This is a genomic window from Geodermatophilus sp. SYSU D01036, from assembly GCF_054050435.1.
Genome location: NZ_JBJGZJ010000026.1, coordinates 18,301 through 30,922, shown reverse-complemented (window position 1 = coordinate 30,922; position 12,622 = coordinate 18,301). Strand labels below are relative to the sequence as shown.

The 12,622-nt window shown below is 75.4% G+C and carries 13 protein-coding genes and 1 pseudogene; 4 read left to right on the top strand and 10 right to left on the bottom strand.

The features are described from left to right. Positions 1 to 119: 119 nt before the first annotated feature. The 4 genes from whiA to uvrC all read right to left on the bottom strand — a co-directional run bounded on the left by whiA (position 120) and on the right by uvrC (position 5,230). Positions 120 to 1,094: a DNA-binding protein WhiA gene (gene whiA, locus ACI8AR_RS20000; RefSeq protein WP_204263308.1), complete on the bottom strand. Its 975-nt coding sequence runs from the start codon at positions 1,092 to 1,094 to the stop codon at positions 120 to 122. 112 nt (positions 1,095 to 1,206) lie between these two features. Next, positions 1,207 to 2,172, bottom strand: coding sequence for a gluconeogenesis factor YvcK family protein (locus tag ACI8AR_RS19995; RefSeq protein WP_457052554.1), 966 nt, complete (start codon positions 2,170 to 2,172; stop codon positions 1,207 to 1,209). Further along, positions 2,172 to 3,104 carry an RNase adapter RapZ gene (gene rapZ, locus ACI8AR_RS19990; protein ID WP_457052553.1) on the bottom strand — a complete coding sequence of 311 codons (933 nt, stop codon included), beginning with the start codon at positions 3,102 to 3,104 and terminating at the stop codon, positions 2,172 to 2,174. Before rapZ ends, ACI8AR_RS19995 begins: the two co-directional genes overlap by 1 nt. A 29-nt stretch (positions 3,105 to 3,133) precedes the next feature. Continuing rightward, complete coding sequence (gene uvrC / locus ACI8AR_RS19985) at positions 3,134 to 5,230, bottom strand: excinuclease ABC subunit UvrC (protein WP_457052552.1); 2,097 nt, start codon at positions 5,228 to 5,230, stop codon at positions 3,134 to 3,136. A gap of 165 nt (positions 5,231 to 5,395) precedes the next feature. On the opposite strand from uvrC, the gene ACI8AR_RS19980 reads away from it, so the two are divergent. From ACI8AR_RS19980 to ACI8AR_RS19965, 4 genes and pseudogenes are all read left to right on the top strand, one after another. Further along, positions 5,396 to 6,736 (top strand): hypothetical protein, encoded by a 1,341-nt coding sequence (locus ACI8AR_RS19980; protein ID WP_457052551.1) that lies wholly within the window; start codon positions 5,396 to 5,398, stop codon positions 6,734 to 6,736. A 31-nt stretch (positions 6,737 to 6,767) separates the two neighbouring features. Beyond that, on the top strand, positions 6,768 to 6,890 hold the full coding sequence (locus ACI8AR_RS19975) for a hypothetical protein (RefSeq protein ID WP_457052550.1): 123 nt from the start codon (positions 6,768 to 6,770) through the stop codon (positions 6,888 to 6,890). Between the two features lie 3 nt (positions 6,891 to 6,893). Then, a pseudogene (locus ACI8AR_RS19970) lies at positions 6,894 to 7,157 on the top strand (alpha/beta fold hydrolase); the annotation flags it as partial. Positions 7,158 to 7,329: 172 nt separating this feature from the next. Continuing rightward, the gene (locus ACI8AR_RS19965; protein ID WP_457052549.1) at positions 7,330 to 7,563 is read left to right on the top strand and encodes an alpha/beta fold hydrolase; all 234 of its coding nucleotides are present in this window, start codon (positions 7,330 to 7,332) and stop codon (positions 7,561 to 7,563) included. A gap of 3 nt (positions 7,564 to 7,566) precedes the next feature. Here the strand turns inward: ACI8AR_RS19965 and ACI8AR_RS19960 are convergent, their stop codons facing one another. The 6 genes from ACI8AR_RS19960 to ACI8AR_RS19935 all read right to left on the bottom strand — a co-directional run bounded on the left by ACI8AR_RS19960 (position 7,567) and on the right by ACI8AR_RS19935 (position 12,531). Further along, positions 7,567 to 8,502, bottom strand: a complete 936-nt coding sequence (locus ACI8AR_RS19960) for an alpha/beta fold hydrolase (protein ID WP_457052548.1) — start codon at positions 8,500 to 8,502, stop codon at positions 7,567 to 7,569. A gap of 70 nt (positions 8,503 to 8,572) precedes the next feature. Then, on the bottom strand, positions 8,573 to 8,851 hold the full coding sequence (locus tag ACI8AR_RS19955) for a hypothetical protein (protein ID WP_457052547.1): 279 nt from the start codon (positions 8,849 to 8,851) through the stop codon (positions 8,573 to 8,575). Positions 8,852 to 8,937: 86 nt separating this feature from the next. Continuing rightward, positions 8,938 to 9,354 carry a universal stress protein gene (locus ACI8AR_RS19950; RefSeq protein ID WP_457052546.1) on the bottom strand — a complete coding sequence of 139 codons (417 nt, stop codon included), beginning with the start codon at positions 9,352 to 9,354 and terminating at the stop codon, positions 8,938 to 8,940. Next, the gene (locus ACI8AR_RS19945; protein ID WP_457052545.1) at positions 9,351 to 10,919 is read right to left on the bottom strand and encodes a tripartite tricarboxylate transporter permease; all 1,569 of its coding nucleotides are present in this window, start codon (positions 10,917 to 10,919) and stop codon (positions 9,351 to 9,353) included. Before ACI8AR_RS19945 ends, ACI8AR_RS19950 begins: the two co-directional genes overlap by 4 nt. Continuing rightward, a complete protein-coding gene (locus ACI8AR_RS19940; RefSeq protein ID WP_457052544.1) occupies positions 10,919 to 11,479 on the bottom strand; it encodes a tripartite tricarboxylate transporter TctB family protein in 561 nt (186 codons plus the stop codon). The genes ACI8AR_RS19945 and ACI8AR_RS19940 overlap by 1 nt, the downstream gene beginning before the upstream one ends. Before the next feature lie 23 nt (positions 11,480 to 11,502). Further along, positions 11,503 to 12,531: a Bug family tripartite tricarboxylate transporter substrate binding protein gene (locus ACI8AR_RS19935; RefSeq protein WP_457052543.1), complete on the bottom strand. Its 1,029-nt coding sequence runs from the start codon at positions 12,529 to 12,531 to the stop codon at positions 11,503 to 11,505. Positions 12,532 to 12,622: the final 91 nt, after the last annotated feature.

Below are 12,622 nucleotides of genomic sequence, written 5' to 3'. Positions count from 1 at the left end.
GGTGACGACGACGGGGCGCCCCCCGCGTGCGCGGAGGGCGCCCCAGGTGACGTGCTGGAACGGCCGCCCTTCAGGGTCCCGCGCCGAGCGTGCGAGGCGTGGGGGGAAGGGTGGTCCTTCTACTGGGCCAGCATGTCCTCGGTGACCACCGACTCCGTGTCGGGGATGCCGAGGTCCTTGGCCCGCTTGTCGGCCATCGCCAGGAGACGCCGTATGCGGCCGGCGACGGCGTCCTTGGTCATCGGCGGGTCGGCGCGCTGGCCGAGCTCCTCCAGCGACGCCTGGCCGTGCTCCAGGCGCAGCCGGCCGGCGACGAGCAGGTGCTCGGGAGCGTCGTCCGCGAGGATCTCCAGCGCCCGCTCGACGCGCGCGCTGGCCGCGACCGCGGCGCGGGCCGAGCGGCGCAGGTTGGCGTCGTCGAAGTTGGCCAGCCGGTTGGCGGTGGCCCGGACCTCGCGGCGCATCCGCCGCTCCTCCCAGGCCAGGACCGCGTCGTGGGCGCCCATGCGGGTGAGCAGCGCGCTGATCGCGTCGCCGTCGCGGACGACGACCCGGTCGGCGCCGCGGACCTCTCGGGCCTTGGCGGCGATGCCCAGCCGGCGGGCCGCGCCGACCAGGGCCATGGCCGCCTCCGGCCCGGGGCACGTCACCTCGAGCGAGGAGGAGCGGCCGGGCTCGGTGAGCGAGCCGTGCGCGAGGAAGGCGCCCCGCCAGGCGGCCTCGGCGTCGTTGATGCTGCCGGAGACCACCGACGGCGGCAGGCCGCGCACCGGGCGCCCGCGCTGGTCGACCAGCCCGGTCTGGCGGGCCAGGCCCTCGCCGTGCTTGGCGATCCGGACGAGGTAGCGCACGCCGCGGCGGATGTTGCCGCCGGCGAGCACGCTGACCCCGCTCGTGTAGCCGTAGACCTCGCTGATGTCCCGGCGCAGCCGGCGCGCGACCGAGCCGGTGTCCAGCTCGGCCTCGATGACCACCCGGCCGCCCACGATGTGCAGGCCGCCGGAGAAGCGCAGCAGCGCCGTCACCTCGGCCTTGCGCTCGGAGGTGCGCGTGCACTCCACCCGCGACAGCTCGTCCTTGACCATGGCCGTCATCGCCACGACGACCACTCCCTGCTCTGCTGCGGCGCCATCCTCGGCGTCACCTCTCCCCCTCGTACCGTCCGGGCTCCCCCGCTCCCGGTGCTCCGGCTGGGACCGTTCCCGCTCACCGCGCCCCGACCACCGAGCTCAGCGCGGCCGCCAGCCGCGCGGGGTCGTGGCGCGGTGATCCGTCGGGCGCGGCGACCGGAGCCAGGACCAGCTCGGCGCCACACTCGCGCACCGCTGACAGGAGACCACAGCGGTCAACAACCGATTCCGCATCCGCGACCACGGTGTGCAGCGCCACACCGCCCAGGTGCGCCTGCAGCACGCGGAGGTGCTCCTCCGGCGAGAAGCCGTCGGTCTCCCCCGGCTGCGGCTCCAGGTTGAGGACGACGACCACCCGCGCGCGGGTGGCGGCCAGCGCGGCGCGCAGCCGCGGCACCAGCAGGTGCGGCAGCACCGACGTGTACCAGGAGCCGGGGCCCAGCGACACGACGTCGGCCGTGGCGATCGCCTCGAGGACGTCGGGGTGCACCGGCGGGTCCGGCGGCGAGACGAGGATGTCGCGCACCCGCCCCGGGGTGGACGCGATGGCGACCTGCCCGCGGATGGTGCGGGTGCGCGCCGGGTCGTCGGGGTCGACCGTCTCCACCCGGGCGACGAGGTCCAGCGGCACGTCGGCCATCGGCAGCACCCGGCCGCACGCGCCGACCAGCTCGCAGACCGCGTCGAGGGCGCGGACGGTGTCGCCGCCGTGCAGCTCGACCAGCCCGGTGAGCAGCAGGTTGCCGACGGGGTGCCCGGCCAGCACGCCGGTGCCGCCGAGGCGGTGCTGCAGCAGCCGGGCCATCTCCTGCCGGCCGTGGTCCTCACCCGCCAGCGCGGCCAGCGCCATCCGCAGGTCACCGGGCGGCAGGACCGGCATCTCCCGGCGGATGCGGCCGGACGAGCCGCCGTCGTCGGCCACCGTGACGACGGCGGTGAGGTCGGACGTGATCCGCCGCCAGGCGCCGAGCGCCGCCGCCAGCCCGTGGCCGCCGCCGAGGGCGACGACCCGCAGCGCGGCGCCCCGGGGTGGGGTGCCCACTACTCGCGGCCCAGGTCGCGGTGGCGCGCGACCGCGTCGGTGCCCTCGGCGCGCAGCCGGCGGGCGAACTCCTCGGCGATGGCGACGCTGCGGTGTTTGCCGCCGGTGCAGCCGACCGCCAGCGTCAGGTAGCGCTTGCCCTCCCGGCGGTAGCCGGGGATGAGCAGCCGCAGGACCTCGGTGTACCGGTCGAGGAACGGCCCGGCGTCGGCCTGGCCGAGCACGTAGTCGCGGACGTCGGCGTCCTGCCCGGTGTGCGGGCGCAGCTCGGGCAGCCAGTGCGGGTTGGGCAGGAACCGGGCGTCGACGACGAGGTCGGCGTCCAGCGGCAGCCCGTACTTGAAGCCGAAGCTCAGCACGGTCGCCGTCAGCGGCGGCGTGCGGCCCTCGCGGGCGAAGGCGTTCTCCAGCGTGGCGCGCAGCTGGTGCACGTTGAGGTCGCTGGTGTCCACCCACAGGTCGGCCTCGCCGGCGATGCCGGTCAGCAGCGTCCGCTCGGCGGTGATGCCGTCGAGGGGGCGCCCGGAGCCCTGCAGCGGGTGCTCCCGCCGGTTGGACTCGTAGCGGCGCACCAGCACCTCGTCGCGGGCGTGCACGAACACCACCCGGGGGCGGTGGCCGGCCTCGGCGAGCACCCGGATGGCCTCCTGCAGGTCGCTGGAGAAGGCCCGGCTGCGGACGTCGACGACGGCGGCGAAGCGGCGCACGTCGCCGCGGGCGCCGAGCTCCACCATCGGCAGCAGCAGCGCCGGCGGCAGGTTCTCCACGACGTACCAGCCGAGGTCCTCGAGCACCCGCCCGGCGGTGTTCTTGCCCGCGCCGGACAGCCCGGTGACGACGACGACCTCGACCGGCGGGGTCTCGGTGCTCGCCGGGTCCAGCCCGGCGGGGACGTCGGCGTGCGGCCCGTGCTGGCCCTCCGGGGACGGCACCGGAGCCGTCCCCGCGTCCTGCCCGGCGCTCACGAGGCGACCCGGCCGACCTCGGCGGTCTCCCCGGCCCCGGTGCGGGGGGTGCCCCGCTCCGCCGGCCCGCTGGGTGCCGTGGTGCTCTCCACGACGGTCTCCGCGACGGTCTCCGCGACGGTCTCGGTGCCGGTCTCCGTGCCGGTCTCCGTGGCCGCGTCCTCCTCCGCGGGACGGTCGGCGGCGGGCTCGGCGACGGCGGCCATGACCGCCTCCGCCGTCCGGCGGCCGATGCCGGGGACGGCCGTGAGCTCCTCCACCGTGGCCGCGCGCAACCGCTTGAGGGACCCGAACTGCTTCATCAGCGCCTTCCGCCGCGTCTCCCCGAGACCGGGGACGTCGTCCAACAGGGAGACCAGCATGCTGACCGAACGCTTCTGCCGGTGGTAGGTGATGGCGAACCGGTGGGCCTCGTCCCGCACCCGCTGCAGCAGGTACAGCGCCTCGGAGGTGCGCGGCAGGATCACCGGGTCGCTCTCCCCGGGCAGCCACACCTCCTCCATCCGCTTGGCCAGCCCGCAGACGGCGACGTCGACGATGCCCAGCTCGTCCAGCGACCGCGCCGCCGCGGCCACCTGCGGGGCCCCACCGTCGACGACCAGCAGGTTCGGCGGGTAGGCGAACCGGCGCGGCCGGCCCTCCTCCGCGGCGACGCCCTGCTCGTCGCGCCGGTCGGCCTCCTCCTTGAGGTGCCGGGCGAAGCGGCGGCGGACCACCTCGGCCATCGCCGCGGTGTCGTCGGTGCCCTCGTGCACGGCGAAGCGCCGGTAGTCGGACTTCTTCGCGAGCCCGTCCTCGAACACCACCATCGAGGCGACGACGTTCGTCTGCTGCACGTGGCTGATGTCGATGCACTCGATGCGCAGCGGCGCCTCGGGCAGCTCGAGCGCCTCCTGCAGCTCCGCCAGCGCCAGGGAGCGGGCGGTGAGGTCGCTGGAGCGCTTGACCCGGTGCCGGGCGAAGGCCTCCTTGGCGTTGCGCTCGACGGTCTCCAGCAGGCTGCGCTTGTCGCCGCGCTGCGGCACGCGCAGCGACACCCTCGACCCGCGCAGCTCGCTGAGCAGCTCCTCGTAGACGTCGGCGTCGTCGGGCAGCTCGGGGACGAGCACCTCCTTGGGCACCGACTCGCCCGCCTCGAACGACCCGGTCTGCTCGTCGACGCCGCCGTAGACCTGCAGGAGGAACTGCTCCACCAGCTCGCCGGTGGTGACCTCCTCGACCTTGTCGATGATCCAGCCGCGCTGGCCGCGCACCCGGCCGCCGCGGACGTGGAAGACCTGGACGGCGGCCTCGAGCTCGTCCTGCGCGAACGCGACGACGTCGGCGTCGGTGCCGTCGCCGAGGACGACGGCCTGCTTCTCCATCGCCCGCCGCAGCGCGCCGAGGTCGTCGCGCAGCCGGGCGGCCTTCTCGTACTCCATCGCCTCGGCGGCCTCGGCCATCTCGCGCTCGAGGCGCTTGACCATGAGGTCGGTGCGGCCGGCCATGAAGTCGCAGAAGTCGTCGACGATCGCCCGGTGCTCCTCGGCGCTGACCCGGCCCACGCAGGGCGCGGCGCACTTGCCGATGTAGCCGAGCAGGCAGGGCCGGCCGATCTGCCCGGCGCGCTTGAAGACGCCGTTGGAGCAGGTGCGGGCCGGGAAGACGCGGGTGAGCGTGTCGAGGGTCTCGCGGATGGCCCAGGCGTGCGCGTAGGGGCCGAAGTAGCGGACGCCCTTCTTCTTCGGTCCGCGCATCACCTGCAGCCGCGGGTACTCCTCGTTGAGCGTCACGGCCAGCGACGGGTAGCTCTTGTCGTCGCGGTATCGGACGTTGAACCGCGGGTCGAACTCCTTGATCCAGTTGTACTCGAGCTGGAGGGCCTCGACCTCGGTGCCGACGACGGTCCACTCGACGCTCGCCGCGGTCGTGACCATCTGCCGGGTGCGCGGGTGCAGGCCCGCGACGTCGGCGAAGTAGCTGTTCAGCCGCTGGCGCAGGCTCTTGGCCTTGCCGACGTAGACGACGCGGCCCGTGGGGTCGCGGAACTTGTAGACCCCCGGCGACTCGGGGATGGAGCCGACCGCCGGGCGGTACGTGGACGGGTCGGGCACGCACCCACAGTAGGTGGCGCGGCCGACGATCCGCCGTCCGCGGGGCGTGGACGTGGCGATGGGAACGACACCGGTGGGATCCCGGGGGACCTCCGCCTCTGTCCCGCTCCCGGGGACCGGGTCAGCCTCGGGCGGTCAGTCGTCCGCCCCTCGGGGGGTGCGCCCATGAGCTCGACGCAGGACCCGACGACCCGGACCGGCACGGCGGCGGTCCCGGAGCCCCGGTCGGTGCCGCCGGCCCTCACCGACCCGCTGGCCGACCTCGCGAGCTTCCCCCTCGTCGAGGCCCTGTTCGGGCGGCGCTCCCGGCGGTTCGCGCTGGGCGACGAGATCCCGGACGGCCCGCTCGCCTACCGGTCCCGGCACGAGCCGCTGCCGCTGACCGAGCTCGAGCGGATGCTGGTGCTCGCCGCCATGGGCGGGACCACGGGCTGGCACCACTCGATCACCCGCAACGCCCGCTACGCGCCCCACCCGGCGAACTACGCCGGTGGCGCGGCCGGACGCACCTTCCCGTCGGCGGCCGGCTTCCACACGGCCGAGCTGTTCTTCACCGACGACTCCGGCGTGTACTTCTTCCCGACCCGCGACGCCGGCGCGCTGGTCGACCCGGCCACCGAGGAGGTCACCGCCGAGCTGCTGGTGGAGCGGCACCGGGGGCGGGTGCGGCAGCTCTCCGACCGGCGGCTGCACCTGCCGCGCGAGGAGCCCCACCTGGAGGGGCACAACACCTGGTGCGTCAACGTGCCGGGCTCGCTCCTGGTCGTCCCGGTCGCCGACATCGCCCAGCACCTGCTGGCGATCCTCTGCTTCTTCACGCAGAACGGGTACGCGGTCTTCGACGACGTCAACGGGCGCGAGATCCCCGGGCTGGAGCGGTTCCGCCACCTGGTGGACGTCGACGCGCCCTTCCCGCTGACCTTCACCGAGCAGTACGCGCTGACCGAGGCCACCGCCGAGCTGGCCACCAGCTGCTACGCCGGGGTGCTCGTGCTGCAGGCGATGGGGCTGGGCGGGTGGATGTTCGACGGGATCGACCGGTTCTCGGTGCTCGGGGCCTCAGGGGACCCCGACGTCCCCGGGCTGGGCTTCCGCTACGACTCGGACGAGCGCTGGGCGGTGCCCAACCCGACCGGGCTGCCGGGCGTCTTCGAGGCGTTCTGCCCGCCGCACCACGCGGACATGGCCGCGGCGGTCGAGGCGTTCGCCGAGCGCAAGTTCGGCGAGGGCGGCCCGTTCCACCCCCGCACGCCGGGCCCGTGGACCGACAGCCCCGGGTTCCGGGGCAGCGCGCAGGTCCACGACGCGGAGTTCAAGGCGTGCGTGGCGCTGCAGGCCCAGTACGTCCTGGACACCTTCGGCAAGTTCCCCGGCACCGTGCCGACGGTGTTCGTCCTCAACTACGTGCAGGCGCACCACCTCGACCTGGAGTTCTACGACCGCTTCTTCCGGCCCGGCTCCTACCTGCGGACGCACGCCGAGCACCTGCAGCGGTGGCACCCCTGAGAGGGGCGCGGCGACGGGCAGGCACGTCCGCGTGGGGAGGCTCGACGTCTGGACCGAGCAGGTCGGCCGCGGTCCCGACGTCCTGCTGATCGGCGGCCTGGGCGACACCGTCGAGTCCTGGCGGTTCCGGCTCGACGGGCTGGCCGACCGCTGACACCTGACCGCCGTCGACAACCGCGGCACCGGCCGGACGGCGATGCCGGAGGCGGGCGCGACCGTGGCGGCGATGGCCGACGACGCGGCCGGTGTCCTGCACGCCCTCGGTGTCCGGTCGGCGCACGTCGCGGGTTTCTCGGGTGGCAGCCTGATCGGCCAGGAGCTGGCGCTGCGGCACCCCGACGTGGTCCGCAGCCTGGTGCTGCAGAGCACCTGGGCCGCGCTCGACCCGTCCTTCGCCGCGTGGGGGGCGCTTCGTCGAGTGGCTGGTCGACACCGCCCCGGACGAGCGGTCGTTCCTGGAGTCCTTCTTCCTGTGGATCCACACCCCGCGGGCCCACAACGACGGCACCGAGCGGCTGCCGCGCATCGCCGCGCCGACGCTGGTGCTGGCGGGAGGCAGGGACCCCACTGCCCGACCACACCTGGGCCGGGCGGTGGCCGAGGCGATCCCCGGCGCCGTCTTCGAGGTCCTGGAGGAGGAGTCCCACCAGCCCTTCCAGGAGGTGCCGGACCGGTGGAACGCCCGGGTCGACGCCTTCTGGCAGGACGTCGAGGCACGCTCCGCCGCCCGCCGGGCTCCCGGGCGGTGCCCGAGGACGAACGACTCCGGACCGTCGGCCGACCACCGTCCTGAGCGGGGCCGCTCGGCCGGTGGCGGCGACGGGTAGGGGTCAGCCGCCGATCCGGGCGTCCAGCCAGGCGAGCAGGTCGGCGGTCACCTCGTCCCGGTTGGTCTCGTTGAACACCTCGTGGCGGGCGTCGGGGTAGACGTGCTGCTCCACGGGCAGGCCGCGGTCGCGCAGCAGGCCGGCGAGGGCGGTCACCTGGGCGGCGTCCTCGCCGCCGACGGGGTCCCGCTGCCCGCACAGGAGCAGCACCGGCAGGCCGTCCGGCAGCCCGGCGACGGCCCCGGGGGTCGCGGCGCGGGCGACGAGGGCGAACATGCCGGCGCCGTAGCGGTGGGTGGGCGGGACGTCGTCGCCGCACAGCGGGTCGGCGAGGTAGGCGTCGACCTCGGCGGGGTCGCGGGTCAGCCAGTCGTAGGGCGTGCGGGCGGGCTCGAACGGCGCGTTGAAGGCGGCGAGGGCCTCCATCGGCTGGTCGCCCGCCCCTTCGGCCACCGCGGCCTCGAGCTGCTGCGCCGTCGCGGCGAGGTGGGGCGCCACGCCGACCGGGCCGGACAGCACCAGCCCGGCCAGCCCGTCGCCGTCCCGCTCGGCCGAGGCCAGCGCCACCGCCGAGCCGAGCGAGTGGCCGAGCAGGACGTAGGGGACGCCGGGGTGGTCGGCGGCCAGCCGGCGGCCCAGCTCGCGGACGTCGTCGAGGACGGCGTCGCTGCCCGCAGCGTGTCCGGCGGCAGGGTCGCCGAACCGGCCGGGGCCGGTGGACTCCGCGGTCCGGCCGTGGCCGCGCTGGTCCTGCGCGGCGACGGCGAACCCGCGGGCGGTGAGCGCGGCGGCCAGGCGGGCGTAGCGGCCGGCGTGCTCGGAGAGCCCGTGCACGACCTGCACGACCGCGCGCACCGCGCCGTCGGGGGTCCAGCGGCGCTCGGCCAGCCGCGTGCCGTCGGCGGCGGGGACGAAGGTGGGGTCGGCGGGCAGGGTCATGGGACTGGCCTCCTCGGACGTCGTCGTCGGAGGTCAGCCTGCCGGTCCGCGCGGCGGGCCGCGCGGGGGGTCAGCCGGCCGGGCGGGAGCGGTGCAGCGCGGGCAGGTGCACCGCCGCGACGACGCGCCGGCCCAGGCGGACGGCGCGGGTGCCCAGCAGGAGCGCCGCGACCAGCCCGACACCGCCGGCGACGACCGCGACCGCACCCGGGACGGCCTCGCCGGTGACGGCGAGGGCCGCGACGGTCACGAGCGCGACGAGCACCAGCGTGGAGCGGATCCCGTCACTGGGCCGGGGCTGACCGCAGTGCGCCAGGTCGGGATCGCAGTCGGGCGTGAGCGCGCTCATGGGCGACTCCTCGGTCGGGGACCCGTCACGCCGTCCGACGGCGTGACGTCCGTCACACAGACGATAAGCGCAGTGACGCCCGGCGTTCAAGCCGTCGCCGCAGGCGGCCCCTTCACGGTGAGGATCGGGCAGTCCACGGTGAGCAGGATCCGCTGCGCCGCGCTGCCCATGAGCAGCTTGCCGACGGCGCTGCGCCGGCGCAGGCCGATGACCAGCAGGTCGGCGCCGGTCTCGGAGACGGCGTCGGCGAGCTCCTCGGCGACGTCGCGCCCGATCGGCTGGCGCAGCTCGACGGGCAGGCCGGAGACGGTGAGCTCGTCCTGCAGCCGGCGCAGCGGGGCGCCCTGCAGGTACTCCTCGTCGACCAGCGCGTCGCCGCGGCTGCTGTTGACCACGACCAGCCGGGCGCCGCGGCGGTGCGCCTCGGCCAGCGCGTGCTCGAGCGCGGCCTGCCCGCGCGGGGTGGGCACGTGCCCGACGACGACCACCGGTTGCCGGCTCACCGCTCCTCCTCCCGGTCCGGGCCGGCGCCCACGGGTTCGTGGTGCCGCAGCCCCTCCCCCGCCTGCAGCTCCTCCGGCGTGGACCGGCGGCCGCGCACCGCCCGCAGCACCACCGGCAGCACGAGCGCGAGCAGCGCCAGGAACAGCACGACCCGGCTGAACCAGCTCTCGACCAGCACGCCCAGGTCGCCGCTGCTGATCGCCAGCGCGCGCCGGAGGTTGGTCTCGGCGACCGGGCCGAGGATCAGCCCGATGACCGCGGGCGCGACCGGCCAGCCGTAGCGGCGCATCGCGAAGCCCAGCAGGCCGAGGACCAGCAGCAGGACCAGGTCCAGCGGGTCGGCGTTGACCGCGTAGCAGCCCAGCGAGGCGAACAGCAGGATCCCGGCGTAGAGGTAGGGCCGCGGGACGCGCAGCAGTTGCACCCACACCCGGGCCAGCGGCAGGTTGAGCACCAGCAGCATGACGTTGCCGACGAGCAGCGCGGCGATCAGCGTCCAGACCAGCGAGGACTCGGTGGACAGCAGCGTCGGTCCGGGCTGGATGCCGTAGCCCTGGAAGGCGGCCAGGATGATCGCCGCGGTGGCCGAGGTGGGCAGGCCGAGGGTGAGCAGCGGGACGAGCACGCCGGCGGCCGCGGCGTTGTTGGCCGCCTCCGGCCCGGCGACGCCCTCGATCGCGCCGCGGCCGAACTCCTCCGGGTGCTTGGTCAGCTTCCGCTCGGCGGCGTAGGACAGGAACGTCGGGATCTCCGCGCCGCCGGCCGGCAGCGCGCCGAGCGGGAAGCCCAGCGCCGTCCCGCGCAGCCACGGGCCGACCGAGCGGCGCAGGTCGCGGCGGGTGAGCCAGGGCCCGGAGGCGGCCATCACCTGCACCGGCCCGCGGCGCAGCCGGGAGGCGACGTACAACGCCTCCCCGACGGCGAACAGCGCGACCGCCACCACGACGACGTCGATGCCGTCGGCCAGCTGCGGGACGCCGAGGGTGAACCGCTCCTGCCCGGTGAGCACGTCGGTGCCGACCAGCCCGAGGTAGAGGCCGACGCCGAGGGAGGCCAGCCCGCGCAGCGGCGAGGCGCCGAGCACGGTGGCCACCGCGACGAAGGCCAGGACGGCGAGGGCGAAGTAGTCGGCCGGGGTGATGCCGATGGCCAGGTCGACGACGGTCGGCGCGACCAGCGCCAGCAGCAGCGTGGCGATCGTGCCGGCGACGAACGACCCGATCGCCGCGGTGGCCAGCGCCGCGGCGCCGCGGCCGGCCTTGGCCATCCGGTTGCCCTCGAGCGCGGTCATGATCGAGCTGGACTCGCCGGGGGTGTTGAGCAGGATCGACGTCGTCGACCCGCCGTACATGCCGCCGTAGTAGATGCCGGCGAACATGATGAACGCCGTCGTCGGCTCCAGCGCGTAGGTGACCGGCAGCAGCAGCGCGACCGTCATCGCCGGGCCGATGCCCGGGAGCACGCCGACGGCGGTGCCGAGCAGCACGCCGAGCAGCGCGAACAGCAGGTTGACCGGGGTGAGCGCGTCGGCGAAGCCGCTCGCCAGGTCCGCCAGCGCGCCCATCAGAACCAGCCCGTCGCCAGCTCGAGGAGGGTGCCGCCGGGCAGCGCGACGCCGAGGCCCTTGACGAACACGATCCAGACGACGACCGACAGCACCCCGCCGGCCAGCAGCGGCCGCACGATGCCGCGGGCGCCGAGGGCCCAGGCGACGAGCGCGAACATCAGCGTGACCGCCAGCGGCCAGCCGATGACGTTGATGAGCAGCGCGTGGCCGAGGAACGCGACGGCGATGATCCCGACCGCGGACCACGACGTCGGGGCGTCGGGGTCGACGTCCTCGCTCTCGTCGGAGGGCCCGCGGTCCCCCTTGAGCACGCGGAAGCCCAGCGCCAGCGCGGTGGCCAGCACCACCCCGCCGACCAGGTAGGGGAAGAACCGCGGGCCGATGGTGTTCGCCGAGCCGGGGACGGCGATGTTCGCGGCGTCGAGGACGAGGTAGAGGCCGAGCGCGCCGAGCAGCACCACCATCGCCAGCTCGCCGCGGCTGACGCCCGTCGGTGGCGGGGCGGGGTGCCGCGACTCCGCGGCGTCGTGCGTGCCGGTCGCGTCGGCGGTGGACACGTCCGGGTCCGGCGACGCGCCGCTCACTGCACGAGCCCGATCTGCTCGAGGATCGCGCGCACCCGCTCCTCCTCGTCGGCCAGGAATTCGCCGTACTCGTCGCCGGCGAGCAGCAGGTCGTCCCAGCCGTTGGTCTCGACCGCCTCGGCCCACTCGGGGGTGTCGTGGACGTCGACGACGAGCTGCGTGAGGTCCTCGCGCGCCTCCCGCGACATCCCCGGCCGGGCCATGAGGCCGCGCCAGTTGGAGACCTCGACGTCGAAGCCGGACTCGACGAGGGTCGGGACGTCGGGCACCTGCTCGGACCGCTCGGCCGTGGACACCGCGAGGCCGATCAGGTCGCCGGTGCGGACCTGCTCGCCGTAGTCGGTGGGACCGGAGATGCCGGCGGCGACCTGGTTGCCGAGCAGCGCGGCGAGCGACTCCCCGCCGCCGGAGTAGGGGATGTAGTTGACCTGCGCGGGGTCGATGCCGGCGGCCTCGGCGAGCAGCCCGGCGAGGATCTGGTCGGTGCCGCCGGCCGAGCCGCCGGCGATGGGGGTACCGGCGGGGTCGGCGGCCCACGCCTCCACGAAGCCGGCGATGTCGGTGTACGGCGCCTCGGCCGGGGCGACGATCAGCTCGGTCTCGCCGATGAGCCGGGCGATGGGGGTGACGTCGGAGAGCCGCGTGGCGGAGTCGTTGGTGTCGACGGCGCCGACCATGACCAGGCCCATCATCATCAGCAGCGCGTCGTCGGTCTCCCGGGCGAGCTGGCCGAGGCCGATGGTGCCGCCGGCGCCCTCGACGTTGAAGACCTGCACGTTGCGGGCCAGGCCGCTGGTCTGGACGACCCGCTGGAAGACGCGCGCGGTGGTGTCCCAGCCGCCGCCCGGGCTGGCCGGCGCCATGAGCCGCAGCCGGGAGAGGTCCCCGGGCTGGACGACCGTGCCGGCGCACCCGGTGACCACCCCCGCCACGGCCGCCAGCGCCGGGCCGGCCACCGTCCCCGCGAGGAACGACCTCCGGCTCAGTGGCACCGACGGCCTCCCCTCGGTGGTGACGTCGGTCACACCGGACGCTAGACCCGACCGGAGGCGCGGGCCAACGCGCGGTCGAGCCGGCGGACCCGGACGTGCGGGTTCCGCGGCCGACCCCCGCCGG